The sequence below is a fragment of the Anaerotruncus sp. 1XD42-93 genome, assembly GCF_009917605.1.
Taxonomy (GTDB): Bacteria; Bacillota; Clostridia; order Oscillospirales; family Ruminococcaceae; genus Anaerotruncus.
In genome coordinates, this window is record NZ_QZEG01000030.1 from 17,832 (window position 1) to 35,073 (window position 17,242).

Below are 17,242 nucleotides of genomic sequence, written 5' to 3' on the forward strand. Positions count from 1 at the left end.
TCTGCTTTGTCAATATGTTTTTGGTTTTGTTTCTGTTACGCTGAACATGATTTCTGAAAACCATGACAGTAAGAGAAAGCCTATCACAAGCGGCAACCGTGAAGCTGGCGAGTACCCGTACTACGGTGCATCCGGCATTGTTGATTATGTGAGTGGTTATATCTTTGATGGAGATTATCTGCTTGTTTCCGAGGATGGCAACAATCTGGTGGCACGAAGCACACCGATTGCGTTCTCTATATCGGGCAAGAATTGGGTAAATAACCATGCTCATGTTTTGAAGTTTGATTGTTATGCAACGAGAAGATATGTCGAGTTCTACTTGAACGCTATCGACCTTTCACAATTTATTTCTGGTGGAGCACAACCGAAGTTGAACCAGAAGAACCTTAACACAATACCTATTCCGCTTCCTGTTATCAAGGAACAGGAGCGTATCGTAGGCATACTTGATCGCTTCGATGCCCTCTGCAATGACATTTCTTCCGGCTTACCAGCAGAGATTGAAGCGAGGACGAAGCAATACGAATACTATCGTGATAAGCTACTGACTTTTGAGCCAGCTAAATAGAAAGGAGTACCATGCTCAGTTCAGATTCATTAAAAGAAATTTCAAACATTTTCTGTGGTGATACGGCGGACTTTTACACATATAAGCAAGGATATAAACTGGTAGAGTTCTTTAACTCTAACTTTGGAACGAAAGATGTCTATCGTTCTGGCTTTCCGTCAAGGTGGGCGTACGTCCACGATAAACTTGTAGATTTAATCAACAGCCATCAAATTGACAAGTTCTTCAATATTGTTCTTGGCAAAAGTTACTTAATGCAAGAACAATCGTTATCAGAAGTCGAGGCTGCCGAAAAAATTGAGACTATATATGCCGAATTCAATCGTATTATCCATAGAGATTTGTGTAAGATAACTCGAAGCAATGGACGCTATCATCTTGTCAGGGAAAACGACGATTTAGAGCCAATCGGAAATGGCGGTTTTGCGAATGTATATCGGCAAAAGTCCACAGGATTCGTAGTGAAGAAGTTAAAGGACGACTATTTGACGGATACAGGTATCAGAAGTCGTTTCAAAAGAGAATACAACATCACAAAATCACTGCAAGATGCGTCTGGAATTATTCAAGTTTATACGTTCGATGAAGGTAATAGTTCCTATACAATGGAATATGCGGAGACGACGCTTGATAAATATGTTAAATCATTCGATTTATCCGATGATATAAAGTTGAATTGTATTCGCCAAATCCTTCATATTATGACGGAAGTACACAAACGTGACATTATTCATAGAGATATAAGTGCGAATAATATCTTTATTATTTCTGGAATGATCAAAATCGCAGATTTCGGATTGGGAAAAGACTTGAATGTCTTTACCTCTCACCAAACAATGCACACCAACGCAGTAGGACAATTCTATTACTGTGCACCGGAACAGTTTATGATGCTTAAAGATGGGGATAAACGTAGTGATGTGTATTCCCTTGGTCGTGTTATAAATTTCATTATGACGGGCGACCCAAGAAATTCACACCATATTTACAGAAACATTGCAGAAAAAGCCACAAATTCAGATGCAGCATATCGTTATGCTGATGCAGGGCAGCTATCCATCTTTTTTGAGAAAGCGGTATCCTATAAGCAACAAGCTGAAAACCAAACACGTATAGACGAAAAAATCACAAGGAAAGTTTTTGATGACGAAATTGAAAGCTATATATATGATTTGAGTGCAGAGAAAATATCCACATCAATTCTCCATGAGAAAAAGGGATTTGTTGACGTGTTACTGGCATTTATGAGAAAGAGTGAAGATCACGCTCAATACGTCATTCAGAGTGTGGATAAGTCGTATCGGGAAGTTTGTGGGAGGTCTTTTGTTGCCTATGACCCATTTGCATCTTTTGCGTACCAAATTCTGTGTGGTGGATTTTCCTATGTGGTGAATGAAACCGCAGCAAATATTTTGCGTTTTGTAGCCAGAGATGTTAATCGCTTCTCCGCACAACATATGATTGACGATATTAAAAATGTCGGGGTTGAGCCGATGATAGAAGAAATTCTAGATTCTTAATGAAAGGAGCGTGAAATCGTGAGTACATATAACATTGTGCTTTCGACCAATGAAAGCACTGTTGTGACCGAATATGAGCCACAAACCAAACGCTCTGATGCCTACCAGAGTGAAGCAGCTTTGGAAGCGGCATTTATCAAAATGCTCGGAGAACAGGGATATGAGTATGTGACGATCCACAGCCCCGATGCACTCATTGCCAATCTCCGCAGACAGTTAGAATTGTTGAACAACTATCAGTTTACGGATAAGGAATGGGACAGCTTTTTCAAAAGCAAGATTGCCAATGCCAATGAGGGCATCGTGGAAAAGACCCGAAAAATTCAGGAAGATTATGTGCAGAACCTGACCCGTGAGGACGGGACTACCATGAACATCTCCCTGATTGACAAAAAGAACATCCACAATAACCGACTGCAAGTTATCAACCAGTATGAGGAAACAGCCGGAAAACATGATACCCGATATGATGTTACCATTCTGGTGAACGGTCTGCCGCTAGTTCATGTGGAATTAAAACGCCGTGGAGTGGCAATCAAGGAAGCATTCAATCAGATCAACCGCTATCAGCGTGATAGCTTTTGGGCTGGTTGTGGACTTTATGAGTATGTGCAGATTTTTGTAATCTCCAACGGCACATTTACAAAGTACTATTCTAACACTACCAGAGCAAGTCACATTAAGGAAAGTGAAAATTCTTCCAAGAAGCACAGCAAGAAAACTTCTAACAGTTTTGAGTTCACTTCCTATTGGGCAGACGGCAATAACAAGGTCATTCCCGACCTTGTGGACTTCACAAAGACATTCTTTGCGAAGCACACCATTTTGAACATCTTGACAAAATATTGCGTGTTCACTTCTGAGGAATTGTTGCTCGTTATGCGACCTTATCAGATTGTGGCAACCGAGCGTATTTTGAACAGGATTGAAGTGTCCACCAACTACAAGAAAACAGGCACTATCGAAGCCGGAGGATATATCTGGCATACCACAGGAAGCGGTAAGACCTTGACTTCCTTTAAAACTGCCCAGCTTGCTACAGGACTGACGTATATCGAAAAGGTTCTGTTTGTGGTTGATCGTAAGGACTTGGACTATCAGACCATTAAGGAATATGACCGCTTTGAAAAAGGTGCTGCCAACGGAAACAAGAGTACCGCTGTTTTGCAAAGACAGCTTGAGGACAGCACCTCCCGAATTATCGTAACGACCATTCAGAAATTGGATGTGTTCATTACGAAAAATCCGAGCCACCCTATCCGAAACAAGCATATTGTCCTTGTGTTTGACGAGTGCCACCGCAGCCAGTTTGGAGACATGCACACCCGAATTGTCGGAGGGCAAATCAAAAAGGGCGAAAAGACAATCAAGGTGGAAAAGTATTTCAAGAACTATCATATCTTTGGATTTACTGGCACACCGATTTTCGCAGTCAATGCCGGGACAGGTGGAAATCCGAATCTCCGAACCACAGAGCAGGCTTTTGGTGCGAAGCTCCATACCTACACTATTGTGGATGCAATCAATGATGGAAATGTGCTGCCGTTCCGCATCGACTATATTAACACGGTCAAGCAGAAGGATGATAAGCAGGACATGCAGGTTGCCGCTATTGATACCGAGGAAGCATTGGGTTCGCCGGAGCGTATCACAGAGGTTGTGAAGTACATTCTGGAACACTTCGACCAAAAGACCATGCGAAATTCCTACTACAGTCTGAAAGGTCAGCGAGTAAACGGCTTCAACTCTATGTTCGCCGTCAGCTCTATTCCTATCTGCAAAAAGTATTATCTGGAGTTTAAAAAACAGATTGCAGAACGGCACAGAGATTTGACCATTGCCACTATCTTCTCATTCGCTCCAAATGAAGCGGATAGTGCCGATGGTATTCTGGACGATGAAAGTTTTGACACCGATGACCTTGACCAGAGTTCCCGTGACTTTCTGGATATGGCAATTAAAGACTACAACAAGATTTTCAAAACCAATTTTGATACATCAAGCAAGGGCTTCCAAGATTACTACAAAGACCTTTCCGATAAGGTTAAGAAGCGTGAAGTCGATTTGCTGATTGTAGTCAACATGTTCTTGACGGGCTTCGATGCAACAACACTTAACACCCTTTGGGTAGATAAGAACTTGAAAATGCACGGTCTGATACAGGCATTTTCCAGAACGAACCGTATCCTCAATTCAGTCAAGTCCTTTGGTAATATTGTCTGCTTCCGTGATCTTGAAGAAGCTACCAACGATGCGATTGCATTGTTCGGAGACAAGGAAGCAAACGGCATTGTCATCTTGAAATCCTATGAGGATTATTACTACGGTTGTGTCGATGATAAAGGTCGCGAGCAGAAAGGTTATGAAGAACGAATTGCCGAACTGTTGCAGAAATATCCTTTGGGACAGCCGATTGTCGGAGAGAAAAACAAGAAAGATTTTATTGTCCTGTTTGGCAACATTCTCCGTTTGAGAAATATCCTTGCTGCCTTTGACCGCTTTGCCGGAAATGAAATCCTATCTCCGATTGATTTCCAAGACTACACAGGCACATACCATGATGTGTACGAGGAAATCAAACCGAAACCGGGAAGCAAGGAAAGCATTATGGATGATGTTGTCTTTGAAATGGAGCTTGTCAAACAGGTGGAAGTCAACATTGATTATATCCTGATGCTGGTTGGAAAGTATCACGATGGAAACTGTGAGGATAAGGAAATCCTTGTTGCGATTGATAAAGCAATCAAATCCAGCTTGCAGCTTAGGTCTAAAAAGGAACTGATTGAAAACTTTATTGCTACTATCAACACAAATACCAATGTCAATACTGACTGGCAGCGTTTTGTCAGAGAGCAGAGAGAGACCGATATTCAGACTTTGATCACTGAAGAAAAATTGAAACCGGAAGAAACGAGAAAGTTTGTGGAGAACGCTTTCCGTGATGGCGTACTCAAAACCACCGGCACAGATGTTGATCGACTGATGCCGCCCGTTTCCCGTTTCGGAGGCGGAGGTTCTCGTGATAAGAAGAAACAGACAGTTATTGAAAAACTAAAAGGGTTCTTTGAGAAATACTTTGGACTGGTTAGCCCAGAGGTTTCAAAAGAATCGGATAAGGTTACATATCTTTATGATACAGAACCAACACTATCTATGGTGGCAGAGGAACCGGTGCATTACGGAATGAAAAAATATAATTGAGGTGGTGAAAATATGTTGTATAATGTTTACTGTGATGAGACATGTCATCTTGAACATGATAACAGTAATGTTATGGTGTTAGGGGCTGTGTGGTGTCCACAGTCAAAACTGAAAGAAGTCAATGAGCGGATTCGTCAAATCAAAAAAAGAAATAATGTTTCCGAAGCAATGGAAATGAAGTGGACAAAAATCAGCCCTGCAAAAGTTGATTTGTACAAAGATTTGGTTAATTATTTCTTTGATGATGATGATTTACATTTTCGGGGCGTCATTATTCCAGATAAGACAAGGCTAAATCATGAACGCTATCATCAAACACACGATACATGGTATTATAAAATGTATTTTGATATGCTCAAAGTTATCTTTTCTCCAACTGATAACTATGAGGTTTATATTGACATTAAAGATACAAACTCTGCTCGAAAAGCAAAAAAATTAAGAGAAGTATACTGCAATTCTATGTATGACTTTTCTCAAAAAGTGATTCGGCGGTTACAGCCTATACGATCTGATGAAGTTCAAATCATGCAGATAGTTGATGTTATTATAGGTGCTATCGGTTATGAAAATCGCAGATTTCCTGATGGATTTGTAAAGAGTAGTGCAAAACAAGAAGTTATTGATTTGATAAAAGAACGTTCAGGCTATACATTGCGAAAAACAACGCTTTTGCGTGAGGAAAAAATAAACCTGCTTTCGTGGGAAGCGGGAGGGACAGTATGACAAGAGATAATTGTTGGTTGCCAAAATTAGAATTTTGGGATGACTATAATAATGACTATCCTCAATATCAAGGGGCGTTATATGAGATTTTTCAGAATGACTTTATAAAATCACGTCCTACATTTGAAGGAAAGCAGGTAAATATTCGCAAGCATCCGATTGAATATGGAAAGGAAGAGGCATTTTTTCATGTAACCTGTCAAGATTATCTAAAAAGCGGAGGACGTGTGCCGGATTTTAGAAGATGCGAGAGAATCAGATGGGTTCGTGCGTTTATCGAGAATTATAATTGTGATATAACGCAATGTGAAGAATGTGAGGGAGTAAAAGTTTGGAGTGAACCGTATCGCAACACAACCAGAGTACATATGCTACTTGAAGAAGAACGCTATATGGTTGTTGTAGAGCGCCGAGATTCATATTGCTTATTAGTTACGGCTTTTTACTTCGAGCAGGATCACTCATTAAGAAAAAAACTTCAGCATTATGAACAATATAAGGCTCAAGTGCAAGCAGTAGGAAATAATTAGCAGATGTTTGCAACCCAAACTCATTGACAAATCACAGAAAATCGCATATACTGATAATAGCTCATCTGCCATGCGTAGAAGGAGTTCCTAAAGACGTCTTGCTTAGCAAGGCGTCTTTTGCTTTGTCTAAATAACTTGCTTTTAGTCAATATTCTGTCAACAACTCCACAATTACATTACTCTGCTGATACAGCCAGTCCGTAAATTCTTTCGGGCTGGCTGTTCCTGTTTTTACAGCCTTTTTTCTCTGCAATGCTTCTTTCTTAAAGTCGGAAAAGGCAGCCTGTATTTTTTCCAGACGGTCAGCCGGAAAGCCTGCGGTATTTTTTACCCGGTTTATTTTGTTGCGCCAGTTCTGGCATTCATTTTTATAAAGCAGGTCATAGTTATTTTCTCTTGCCCTCTCGTCAAATTCCCGCTTGTTTTGAAGCGCCTGTGCTTTTCGGCACTTGTCGCTGCACAGCTCATACCGCTGGCTCTTTGCCAGAAAATATTTCCCGCAGACCTTGCACTGCCGGAAGCAAAGCCCCCAGTCATTCAGCCGGTTCAGATAATAGGTAATCAACGGGTAGAGGGACGCATAGGCAGACACACATTCTTCTGTGCGCCGGTTGTCCGGGAACCAGAGGTCAAGCCGGGTATCTTCTGACGGTGCGCCTTTGAAATAAAGGCTGCCAGCTTGAAAATGTTTCGGTTTTCCTGTCTCCATGTCAAAGCTCATGGCTTCGTTATGGAATACCCCGGTCAGGCTGCTCATTTTATCCATGAAGCGGTCACAGGCAGCGTTACGGTCACGGGGTTCTCTGGCAAGCAGATAGCTGTTCCAAATACGGAACGCCACATACATTTTCAGCGGGTCATTGCTAAGATATTTTCCCCAGAGAAATTCGCTTGCCGCCTGCTCCAGCTCCGGCTGTTTCCATCGGTTGGAGTGGAGGGCTTGCCGCAGCGGAGAAAGCCCGTATAAGTTCCAGTCCCTGTCCGTGTCACGCTCAAAGTTTATCAAAAAAGTTCCCAGCGGGCGTGTCATATCACAAAGCACCTCTGCGTTTTGGCTCCTGTTCAGCCGGAAGCGGATCTGCTGTTCTTCCCCAATCAAAATCCGCTCTTTCATTTTCTTCCTGTCCAGCGTCAGGACAAACAAAATCCTCTCAAAACATGGCTCATGCCGTATAAACTGATTCTCCATCCCTATCCCCTGCCTTTGTTTATGGTAATTATATAATTTAGTTATATCTATTACACTCATGGTATCGCAGAAGCATTGTTTTGTCAAGGATAGTCCGCTATGATGATTGCAGTTGGTAATTTTGTACCGCACAGTACCTTGACAAGTGAATGACCGTCCAAAAGGGATATGACCGGCAGGAGAAGTGACGCATCCGGCGCACCAATGCAGGGAAACACCGCAGGAATGGGGCAGGAAAACGGCTTTTGGGGAGAACGGCAGCAGGAAGCATTTTAACCTATTTGATTTATGGGAGGAACAGAATGAACGATAAAAAGAGATTGAACAGCTACGAGGATTTACCGCTGGTTCTGGATGTGGCGGACATTCAGCGGATTATGGGAATTTCAAGAGCGAGCGCCTATGAGCTGGTACACACACCCGGCTTTCCGGCGTTCCGCAGGGGCAGGCTTATCAAGGTCAGCAAAATTGCTTTCTTTGAATGGATGGCAAAAGGCTCCGAAACCGTACCGAGAAGCGACAAATAAGCGTGAGGTATCATTCCCTGACTGCAATACTGCCGCACTTTCCAAAGGGGCATACAGAGGGAAAAACCTTAAAAATGATACCGAAACGCTACACCAAAACAGCCTATCTGCGTACATCAGATAGAAACGGAGAAAGGAGCCGGTTATGGCAAGAATGAGCAACAAGCGGCGGCTGGAATGGTCTTTCTTCTTAAATGACCGCAGCCGTATCACTTACAACGAACTGTGCCGGAAATGCCAGCACGAATGTAAACAGAGCTTCCGGGCGGTTGTGGTTGACTGCCCGAAGTATCTTTCCAAGCGTTCCAAGAAAAAGGGCAAGACTGCCGGAAACGGCAAAATCCCTTAGGAACTAAGGGCGCACTTCTATACATAGTCTAAAGACCATGTATCGTGCGTCCTGCGGAGCTTACCTCTGCCGCTGATAAAATCAGCAATCCGAGGTCTGCGTTCGCTTCGCTCCGACAAGGTGGCTGCACCCCCTTGCGCCGCTAAAGCGGCTATCCCCTGTGTACCCGCCGCAAAGAGAAATCCGCTCTGCGGTTTTCCCTTTTCATCGGGTTTTATAGAAGCACTGACACACAGACTGTCTGCGGATGGTCTTTCTTTATCTTATCAGTAAAGGATGTGAGAACATGGAAAAATCTTTGGAACAGTTAAAGCAGGAATATGAAAAAACCACTGTCCTGTTGGAACGGGAAAAACGGAAAATGCAGCGTTTGAAAAACCGGCAGGCGTATTTGGAAAGCGGTTCCCGGAAACAGAGGACGCACCGGCTGATTACCCGTGGGGCAGCCGTTGAGAGCATTGCACCACAGACAAAGGAGCTATCCGAAGCGGAATTTTATTCCCTCATGGAAAACATTTTGAATCTGCCGCAGGCGGAGCATTTCATCCGGTCTGCCACAGAGAACCACGCCCGTATTTCCGGGCAGGAGAAAGGCGGTGACTAAGGATAGCACTTTATCATTTTTCAATCGCACAGATAAAGCGCAGCGCCGGTCAGAGCGCCATTGCCAGCGCAGCCTACCGAGCCGGGGAGCGTCTTTACAGCAGCTACTATGGAGAAGTCAGCGATTACACCAAAAAGGGCAGCGTGATCGCTTCGGAAATCATGCTGCCGCCCCATGCGCCGGAAATATATCTTGACCGGGCGACCCTCTGGAATGCTGTGGAGAGCTGCGAGAAACATCCAAAAGCACAGCTTGCCTATTCCTTTGATATTGCCATGCAGAATGAATTGACGCTGGAAGAAAACATGGAACTGGCGAGGAAGTTCGTGCAGGAGCAGTTTGTGGCAAAAGGCATGATTGCCGACCTTGCTTTTCACAGCCCGGAGAAAGAGGACGGCGGCATCCCTAACCCGCATTTCCATGTGATGACAACCATGCGCCCTTTGAACCCGGATGGCACATGGGGACAAAAACAGCGACGGGAATATCTTCTTGATGAAGATGGAAACCGAATCCGGGATAAAAACGGCGATTATATGTTTAACGCTGTCCATACAACAGACTGGCACGAGCCGGAAACGCTGGAACACTGGCGGGAGCAGTGGGCGGCTGCCGTTAATACAAAATTTGAGGAAAAAGGGCTGGATGTGCGTATCGACCACCGTTCCTATGTGCGGCAGGGGCTTGACCTGATACCTACTGTCCACGAGGGAGCTAATGTCCGGCAGATGGAAGCAAAGGGCATCCGCACCGAGAAAGGGGAACTGAACCGCTGGATTAAAGCTACCAACCGGCTCATGCAGGATGTGAGGAAGAAGATCAAAGCCCTGTTTGTCTGGATGGCAGAGGTAAAAGAAGAACTTTCCAAACCCCAGACACCGAACCTTGCCGACCTGCTGATCGCTTATTACAACCAGCGCAATGCAGGGGCATGGAGCAATAAAGCCAGAACCGGAAACTTAAAGCAGTTTGCCGAAGCCGTCAATTATCTGACGGAAAACAAGCTGCTCACATTAGAGGATTTGCAGGAGCGTCTTTCCTCTGTCAGTGAAGAATTTGAAGCATTAAGCGGCTCCATGAAAAAGAAATCTGCCCGGATAAAGGAATTGCAGGAATTGATACGGGAGGGCGAGAATTACCAGCGGCTAAAACCTGTTCATACGGAATTGAACAATATCAAGTTTAAGAAACAGAGGGAGAAATTTGAAACATCCCACGATGCGGAGTTACGGCTGTTTTATGCCGCCCGCCGTATTCTGAAAGAAAAACTGGACGGAAAACCCATTGCCCTGAAAGCATGGAAACAGGAATACGCACAGTTAAAAACAGAGTATGCCGAACTGTCTCCGCAGCACAAGCCGCTCCGGGAGGAAGTCATACGGCTGCGGCAGGTGCAGAACGCCGTAGATACCGCACTGCGCCGGAGGGAGCAGCCACAGGAAGTACAGAGAAAGAAACATGAGATGGAGCTATGACATAACCGGCAGCTTTACCGCTGCCGACATTTTTATGGAGGGAGCATTTGAATGTATTTGAAGCGGTGAAACAGTCTGTTACCACCCGGCAGGCTGCTTCATTCTATGGAATCCGGGTGGGAAGAAACGGCATGGTCTGCTGTCCATTCCACAATGACCGCACGCCCAGCATGAAAGTGGACGGCCGCTTTTACTGCTTCGGCTGCGGGGCTTTCGGGGATGTGATCGACTTTGCCGCTTTGCTGCATGGATTGGGGAAACGGGAAGCTGCGGTCAGGCTTGCGGAGGACTTCGGTGTTTCCTATGAGAAATCCGGCAATGCGCCGCCAGATAGGAAGCGTCACAACAGGTCACAGTCCCGACAAAAATCAGCGGAGCAGAGATTTCAGGAAACGGAACGGTATTGTTTCCGGGTGCTATGCGATTATCTGCGCCTGCTGGAGCATTGGAAAACAGCATACGCCCCACAGCCGCAGGATGCCATCTGGCATCCTCTTTTTGTGGAAGCGTTGCAGAGGATAAGCTACACAGAATACCTTTTGGATATTTTGTTATACGGAGAAATAGAAGAAAAAGCGGCATTGATCGCCGCACAGGGAAAGGAGGTGCTGCGGCTTGAACAGCGAATTTCAGAGCTTGCCGCCGGAAACGCAGGAAGCGGTCAAAAGGACGATGGACACAATGGAACCGGCGCAGACACCGGCAGAAATCCGGGAGACGTTAGAGGGGACGCAGAAAGGCGGCGTGAAAAACAGCATCCGAAACTGCCTGACGGTGTTCCAGCGTGACCCGCTGTTTCGCGGGGCGCTGCGCCTGAACCTTTTGACGGAGCAGATTGACATTGTGAAGCCGCTGGGCTGGGAGCGCACCAGTGCCACGCTGACCGACATGGACATGAACTACCTGCTTTTGTATCTGGAAGAAAACTACGGGCTTACCAGCGAGAAAAAGGTGCAGAGCGCCATCAAGATTGTTGCCAATGAAAACCGCTACCATCCGGTCAGGGATTATCTGAACAGCCTGCAATGGGACGGCACAGAGCGCATCCGTTACGCCCTGCATCACTTTCTGGGAGCCGATACGGACGAATACACCTATGAAGCCTTGAAACTGTTCCTGATGGGAGCCATCCGGCGGGTATTCAGACCGGGGAGCAAGTTTGAGGTCATGCTCTGTCTGGTTGGTGGTCAGGGAGCCGGGAAATCTACCTTTTTCCGGCTGCTGGCAGGCAGGGACGAATGGTTTTCAGACGATTTGAAGAAGCTGGACGATGAAAATGTGTACCGCAAGCTGCAAGGGCATTGGATTATCGAGATGTCGGAGATGATTGCCACAGCCAACGCCAAGAGTATTGAGGAAATCAAGTCATTCTTAAGCCGCCAGAAAGAAACCTACAAAGTGCCGTATGAGACACACCCGGCAGACCGGCTGCGGCAATGTGTATTCGGAGGGACGACCAACCGGCAGGACTTTTTACCCCGTGACCGCACCGGCAACCGGCGCTTTCTCCCCGTGACGGTGTACCCGGAACGGGCGGAGGTTCACATACTGGATGATGAAGCGGCGGCGAGGGCGTATATCGAACAGATGTGGGCGGAAACCATGACGGTTTACCGCAGTGGGAAGTATAAGCTGTCATTCAGCATAGAAATGAACCGATACCTGAACGCCCACCAGCAGGACTTCATGCAGGAGGACACACAGGCTGGCATGATCTACGCCTATTTGGAGGACTACACCGGCGACAGGGTATGTTCCAAGCAGCTTTATGAGGAAGCGCTGGGGAACTTAAATTCCCCGGCAGACTGGGAGACACGGGCAATCTGCGAGATTATGAATACCGGCATTGCGGGCGGCATCATACAGGGCTGGGCAGCCTACAAAAGCCCGAAGCGGTATAAGAAATACGGTTCTCAAAAAGGCTGGGAGCGTGTCAACCAAGCTCCGCCGGAGGGGGACGGTTTTCGAGAAATCACGGAAGAAGAAGCCCGGCAAATGGAACTGCCATTCTGAAAAGCCACCGGTTGACAGTTTGGTTGACGCTTTGGTTGACAGCCGGTTGACGGGGAAAAGCCTGATATTTGGGGCATTTCTCTCCTTTGTCAACCATGTCAACCAAGAAATCAAAGAAAAAGTAAAAAGTAATAATAGAGCGCCTATGGATTGTTTTCAAAGTCTTTTCTGCCGGTTGACACGGTTTGGTTGACACGGAGACAGTCTGCGGCTGTACACCTGCCTGACATTCCCTTGTCGGGCATATTTCATTTATGGAGGTAACTGCCTATGGCAAAAAGCAAAAACGAGAGCAATAACAAAAACAGCGGCACCCTGCTTACCGAAAAAGACGGCACCCAGTATTTTGTCATGGGGAAAGTCCGTATCAAGGTATCGGAGCATTTTGCACAGGATGGGAAGCCGCTTGACAGTCTGCTGGAAGATGTGATCCAGCACGCTGCCGCCGCTTCCTGAAAAAATACGGAATAACGACTGTCAATCAGCCCACGCTTATGATATACTTGTACCAGCGAGTATTGTATAAGCGTGGGTTGTTTCTTTTAGAAGGAGGATTTTTAACCGTGAAACAACCATACAATACAACGATTTATAACACTGCACTATATTTGAGATTGAGCCGTGATGATGAAAAGTCAAAAGGACGTAAAGCCAAGTTATTTTTTTCGGCATCCATAGGGGATGCCGTTTTTGCTTTATTGGATAGCCCCGACAAATTTGTAGTAGATGGTAATGCGCTTTTCCTTACCCTTGCGGCAGCGCCCCATACCTGGCGTTTCGTAAATCGTAATCCGGTCAATCAGTTCGTGAAGCATGAAGCGGTCGAGTTTTTCAAAGCTGGTGTATTTTCGGATCAGGGCTGCGAAGCGGTCAATATCGGCTTTGGTATCCCGAACCTTTTCCAGCGACTTTTCCATCTCTGCAATGTTCGCTTTCAGCGTTGCCCGTTCCGTATCGTAGTCCGCAATAAACATGGTAAAGATGTGGTCGGGCAGCTTGCCGCTCATGTTGTCCTCGTAGGTGCGTTTCAGTTTCACATCCAGGTCGGCCAGCCGCTTCTTTGCCGATGCAAGGTCGCGCTTCATCGTAGCGGTCTGTTTCTGCTGGTCGGCACATTTCAGTTCCATGAGCCTTTGTGCGGCTTTCTCCGCGTCCTCGCTGAACAGTCTGGCGTTGCGGCGAATGTCCTCAAGCACTGCCTGATGAAAGGTGTCACGGTTGATGTAGTGGCTTGAGCAGGCTAATTGTCCAATCGCGTGGCTACGCCCACAGTTGTAATAGAAATATTTCTGCTGGCTTACCTTGGGCAGCATAGAGGTTCCGCAGGCTTCACAGAAGAACAGCCCCGCAAATAAATCGGGTTCGTCTTTCGCCTGAATGGTCTTTTTCCTCGCTCCCATGCGCTTCTGTGCTTCGTCAAACAGTTCCCTCGATACAATAGGCTCGTGCATATCAGGGACAACGACCCAATCTGCTTTGGGGATAGGTTCCCTTTTTTTACTTCGGTAGGATGGCGTGTACTGCCGTCCCTGCACCATGCTCCCTACATAGATTTCGTTTTTCAACATAAACTGCACATAAGTCCGCGTCCAGAAGTGGCGGCGTTCAAATTCTCCGTCACGCTCTGGGTTGTGCTTGCGGAAGCGGGTGTATTCCTTGGGGGATAAGATACCCTCGTTGTTCAGAACTGTTGCAATGCTCCTTGACCCAATCCCCGCCGCGCACATTTCAAACATCCGCCGGACAACCGGCGCGGTTTCCTCGTTGATAATCAGCTTGTGCTTATCGTCAGGATGCCGCAGGTAGCCGTAGGGGTCGAGTGCGCCAAGGTATTCGCCGCGCCTTGCTTTGGTGTGGAGCGTGGACTTGATTTTCGTGGAAATATCCTTGGCGTACATATCGTTTAGGATGTGCTTGAACGGCGTAATGTCCATGCTGCTTGTCTGGTTCAGTGTATCAACGCCATCATTCAGGGCAATGTAGCGCACATGACGCTCCGGGAAATAAATCTCGGTGTACTGCCCGCACATGATGTAGTTACGGCCAAGGCGGGAGAGGTCTTTAGTAATGACCAGGTTGATGCGCCCTTTTTCAATGTCGGCAATCATCCGCTGGAAGCCGGGACGGTCGAAAGCTGACGTTAGATAACGATACTTTTGAAAACACTGGAAAATCAAGGTTTTTCGAGCGACGGACAAGCAGGGTATTGTACTAAAAACTGAATACGACGCAGAAGCGGCGTTTCTTACTCTCTACATGGGAGAACAGGAACGCCGCTTTTTTATGCCCTTTGTTACGCAGTAGGGGCAGAAAAAGCCTTGCTACAAGCGATTTTGCGGGCGCGTATCTGGCGCGGCAAGGGATTTATACCTTATCCCCCGAAACCGCGCTTCTACTGCGTAACAAATCCACAGCAAAAGGAGTGATTTACTATGGCAGTTTTCAGAGTGGAACGGAACAAGGGCTACACCGTAATGAGCAACCACCACCTACGCAACAAGGAGCTTTCCTTAAAGGCAAAAGGGCTGTTGTCGCAAATGCTGTCACTCCCCGAAGATTGGGACTACACCTTGAAAGGCTTATCCCTTATCAACCGGGAGAAGATAGACGCTATCCGCGAAGCCATTAAGGAGCTTGAACGCGCCGGGTATATCGTTCGGTCAAGGGAGCGCGACGAGAAAGGACGCTTGCGGGGCGCGGACTATGTGATATTCGAGCAGCCGCAGCCGCCTACGCCGGATTTACCTACATTGGAAAATCCAACATTGGATAATCCAACGCAGGAAAAACCAACATTGGAAAAACCTACGTTGGAAAATCCAACGCAATTAAATAAAGATATACAAAGAACTGACTTACCAAAAAAAGAAAAATCAAATACAGATTTATCAAGTACCCATTCCATTCCTATCCTTTCCCCTAACCCCTCTCCTTGCAGAGAAGCGGCTACGCCGCCGGAACGGAAAGGAACGGAAGCGGCAGCACAGAGCGCAGTTGATATATACCGGGAAATCATCAAGGACAATATCGACTACCACATTCTCAAACAGGACATGAAGTTTGACGGGGACAGGCTGGACGAGATTGTAGACCTCATGCTTGAAACCGTATGCACCGCCAGAAAGCGGGTACGGATTGCGGGGGACGACTACCCGGCAGAGCTTGTGAAATCTAAGTTTATGAAACTGGACGGCGAGCATATCCGCTTTGTGCTTGACTGTATGCGGGAGAACACAACGAAAATCCGCAACATCAAGCAATATCTGAAAGCAGCCCTTTTCAACGCCCCGTCCACTATCGGCAATTATTACACTTCCCTTGTCGCCCATGACATGGCAAGCGGCGCACTGTCACCGAAGAAGCCGCAGTACGGCGACCCGGACTATTATTCATTCAAACCGGGCGAAAGCCTGTAAAACAACAAAAGGAGGATTTTATTATGGCACAGAAAATGACAGGAGCATTGGTATTTGACGAGCGCACCGACCGTTACGACATTCGCTTTGACTTAAACAGCTACTACGGGGGCTTGCATTGCGGTGAGTGCTTTGACGTATTCGTGCGGGGCAAGTGGAAGCCGACCCGGATTGAGTACGGCGACAACTGGTATCTTGTGGGTATCAGAGCCGAGGACTTGAACGGGCTGCGGGTGCGTATCTGACCGCCGCCCCATAAAGAAACGCGAAAGGAGGACGCGAGGAATTGCAGGACGAAGTAAACGAAAAGACCATAGCCCTTTACATCAAGACCGGGAAGCTGACCGCCCAGACGCTCCAAAAGGCAATGAAAGCCATACTGTCAAAGGGCAAAAAGCAGCTTGCAAAACCGCCACAGGGAAAGCAGAGCTTAAAGCAGCTTATGAAGCAGAACGCGGGCGTTTCCAACATTGAGATTACCGAGGGCAATATCAAAGCCTTTGAGAGTACGGCGAAAAAGTACGGTATCGACTTTGCGCTGAAAAAGGACGCAACGGAAAGCCCGCCCCGCTATCTGGTTTTTTTCAAGGGGCGGGACGCGGACGTGCTGACCGCAGCCTTTAAGGAGTTTTCCGCAAAGAAGCTGACACAGGAGAAAAAGCCCTCTATCCGAAAGCTGCTCTCTACGCTCAAAGAAGCCGCACAGGGCAAGAACGCGGAACGGGCAAAGGTCAAGAACAAGGACAGGGAGGTATCGCTATGAAGCCGGAAATCAAGAAGCTGCTTATCCTAAATCTCCCGTATCTGCTCTTTGTCTGGCTCTTTGATAAAGTGGGCGCGGCTGTCCGTCTATCCCCCGGCGCGGACGCAAGCGCAAAGCTGCTACATCTTGGGGACGGTTTTACCACCGCCTTTTCCAGTATCGCGCCGAGCTTCCACCCGGCAGACTTACTTATCGGCATTGCGGGGGCGGTCATTGTCCGGCTGATTATCTACACCAAAGGCAAGAACGCGAAGAAATACCGCCGCGGGACAGAATACGGTTCGGCGCGTTGAGGTGCATAATCTTAACTGTAAGCAACGCCTATATTGACGCAGGAGGATATGCACATGAATGATTA

Annotated in this window: 17 protein-coding genes and 1 pseudogene; 16 read left to right on the forward strand and 2 right to left on the reverse strand. The window is 46.8% G+C overall.

Annotated features, from left to right (window positions below):
* The first annotated feature begins 46 nt into the window (after positions 1–46).
* Genes D5269_RS11180 through D5269_RS11200 form a run of 5 tightly spaced genes read left to right on the forward strand, consistent with a single transcriptional unit; the run spans position 47 to position 6,548 of the window.
* A complete protein-coding gene (locus tag D5269_RS11180) occupies positions 47–571 on the forward strand; it encodes a restriction endonuclease subunit S (RefSeq protein WP_347707298.1) in 525 nt (174 codons plus the stop codon).
* A gap of 11 nt (positions 572–582) precedes the next feature.
* Positions 583–2,091 carry a serine/threonine-protein kinase gene (locus D5269_RS11185; protein ID WP_120485515.1) on the forward strand — a complete coding sequence of 503 codons (1,509 nt, stop codon included), beginning with the start codon at positions 583–585 and terminating at the stop codon, positions 2,089–2,091.
* Between the two features lie 18 nt (positions 2,092–2,109).
* Positions 2,110–5,292: a type I restriction endonuclease subunit R gene (locus D5269_RS11190; RefSeq protein ID WP_166545174.1), complete on the forward strand. Its 3,183-nt coding sequence runs from the start codon at positions 2,110–2,112 to the stop codon at positions 5,290–5,292.
* A 12-nt stretch (positions 5,293–5,304) separates the two neighbouring features.
* Complete coding sequence (locus D5269_RS11195; RefSeq protein WP_120485519.1) at positions 5,305–6,018, forward strand: DUF3800 domain-containing protein; 714 nt, start codon at positions 5,305–5,307, stop codon at positions 6,016–6,018.
* A complete protein-coding gene (locus D5269_RS11200) occupies positions 6,015–6,548 on the forward strand; it encodes a hypothetical protein (RefSeq protein WP_120485521.1) in 534 nt (177 codons plus the stop codon). Before D5269_RS11195 ends, D5269_RS11200 begins: the two co-directional genes overlap by 4 nt.
* Before the next feature lie 145 nt (positions 6,549–6,693).
* On the opposite strand, the gene D5269_RS11205 is transcribed toward D5269_RS11200, so the two are convergent.
* On the reverse strand, positions 6,694–7,737 hold the full coding sequence (locus D5269_RS11205) for a DUF6076 domain-containing protein (RefSeq protein WP_120485523.1): 1,044 nt from the start codon (positions 7,735–7,737) through the stop codon (positions 6,694–6,696).
* Between the two features lie 302 nt (positions 7,738–8,039).
* On the opposite strand from D5269_RS11205, the gene D5269_RS11210 reads away from it, so the two are divergent.
* From D5269_RS11210 to D5269_RS11240, 7 genes are all read left to right on the forward strand, one after another.
* Complete coding sequence (locus tag D5269_RS11210) at positions 8,040–8,264, forward strand: helix-turn-helix domain-containing protein (RefSeq protein ID WP_008368839.1); 225 nt, start codon at positions 8,040–8,042, stop codon at positions 8,262–8,264.
* A 145-nt stretch (positions 8,265–8,409) separates the two neighbouring features.
* Positions 8,410–8,613 (forward strand): hypothetical protein, encoded by a 204-nt coding sequence (locus D5269_RS11215; RefSeq protein ID WP_071422045.1) that lies wholly within the window; start codon positions 8,410–8,412, stop codon positions 8,611–8,613.
* A gap of 286 nt (positions 8,614–8,899) precedes the next feature.
* Complete coding sequence (locus D5269_RS11220) at positions 8,900–9,217, forward strand: DUF3847 domain-containing protein (RefSeq protein ID WP_009260053.1); 318 nt, start codon at positions 8,900–8,902, stop codon at positions 9,215–9,217.
* Between the two features lie 2 nt (positions 9,218–9,219).
* A complete protein-coding gene (gene mobQ / locus D5269_RS11225) occupies positions 9,220–10,692 on the forward strand; it encodes a MobQ family relaxase (protein WP_120485525.1) in 1,473 nt (490 codons plus the stop codon).
* 47 nt (positions 10,693–10,739) lie between these two features.
* Positions 10,740–11,480 carry a CHC2 zinc finger domain-containing protein gene (locus tag D5269_RS11230; protein WP_120485527.1) on the forward strand — a complete coding sequence of 247 codons (741 nt, stop codon included), beginning with the start codon at positions 10,740–10,742 and terminating at the stop codon, positions 11,478–11,480.
* A complete protein-coding gene (locus tag D5269_RS11235; protein ID WP_120485529.1) occupies positions 11,365–12,705 on the forward strand; it encodes a virulence-associated E family protein in 1,341 nt (446 codons plus the stop codon). Before D5269_RS11230 ends, D5269_RS11235 begins: the two co-directional genes overlap by 116 nt.
* 270 nt (positions 12,706–12,975) lie before the next feature.
* On the forward strand, positions 12,976–13,161 hold the full coding sequence (locus tag D5269_RS11240; RefSeq protein WP_004849804.1) for a hypothetical protein: 186 nt from the start codon (positions 12,976–12,978) through the stop codon (positions 13,159–13,161).
* Between the two features lie 239 nt (positions 13,162–13,400).
* Here the strand turns inward: D5269_RS11240 and D5269_RS11245 are convergent, their stop codons facing one another.
* The gene (locus D5269_RS11245; RefSeq protein WP_347707297.1) at positions 13,401–14,903 is read right to left on the reverse strand and encodes a recombinase family protein; all 1,503 of its coding nucleotides are present in this window, start codon (positions 14,901–14,903) and stop codon (positions 13,401–13,403) included.
* A gap of 234 nt (positions 14,904–15,137) precedes the next feature.
* Between D5269_RS11245 and D5269_RS11250 the strand changes: the two genes are divergently transcribed.
* The 4 genes and pseudogenes from D5269_RS11250 to D5269_RS11265 all read left to right on the forward strand — a co-directional run.
* Positions 15,138–16,121 (forward strand): DUF6017 domain-containing protein, encoded by a 984-nt coding sequence (locus D5269_RS11250; RefSeq protein ID WP_002569163.1) that lies wholly within the window; start codon positions 15,138–15,140, stop codon positions 16,119–16,121.
* A 23-nt stretch (positions 16,122–16,144) separates the two neighbouring features.
* On the forward strand, positions 16,145–16,366 hold the full coding sequence (locus tag D5269_RS11255; protein WP_002569164.1) for a DUF5348 domain-containing protein: 222 nt from the start codon (positions 16,145–16,147) through the stop codon (positions 16,364–16,366).
* Positions 16,367–16,407: 41 nt separating this feature from the next.
* The gene (locus D5269_RS11260) at positions 16,408–16,884 is read left to right on the forward strand and encodes a PcfB family protein (RefSeq protein ID WP_002569165.1); all 477 of its coding nucleotides are present in this window, start codon (positions 16,408–16,410) and stop codon (positions 16,882–16,884) included.
* Positions 16,881–17,174: pseudogene (locus tag D5269_RS11265) on the forward strand (recombinase); the annotation flags it as partial. The gene D5269_RS11260 and the pseudogene D5269_RS11265, both read left to right, overlap by 4 nt.
* Positions 17,175–17,242: the final 68 nt, after the last annotated feature.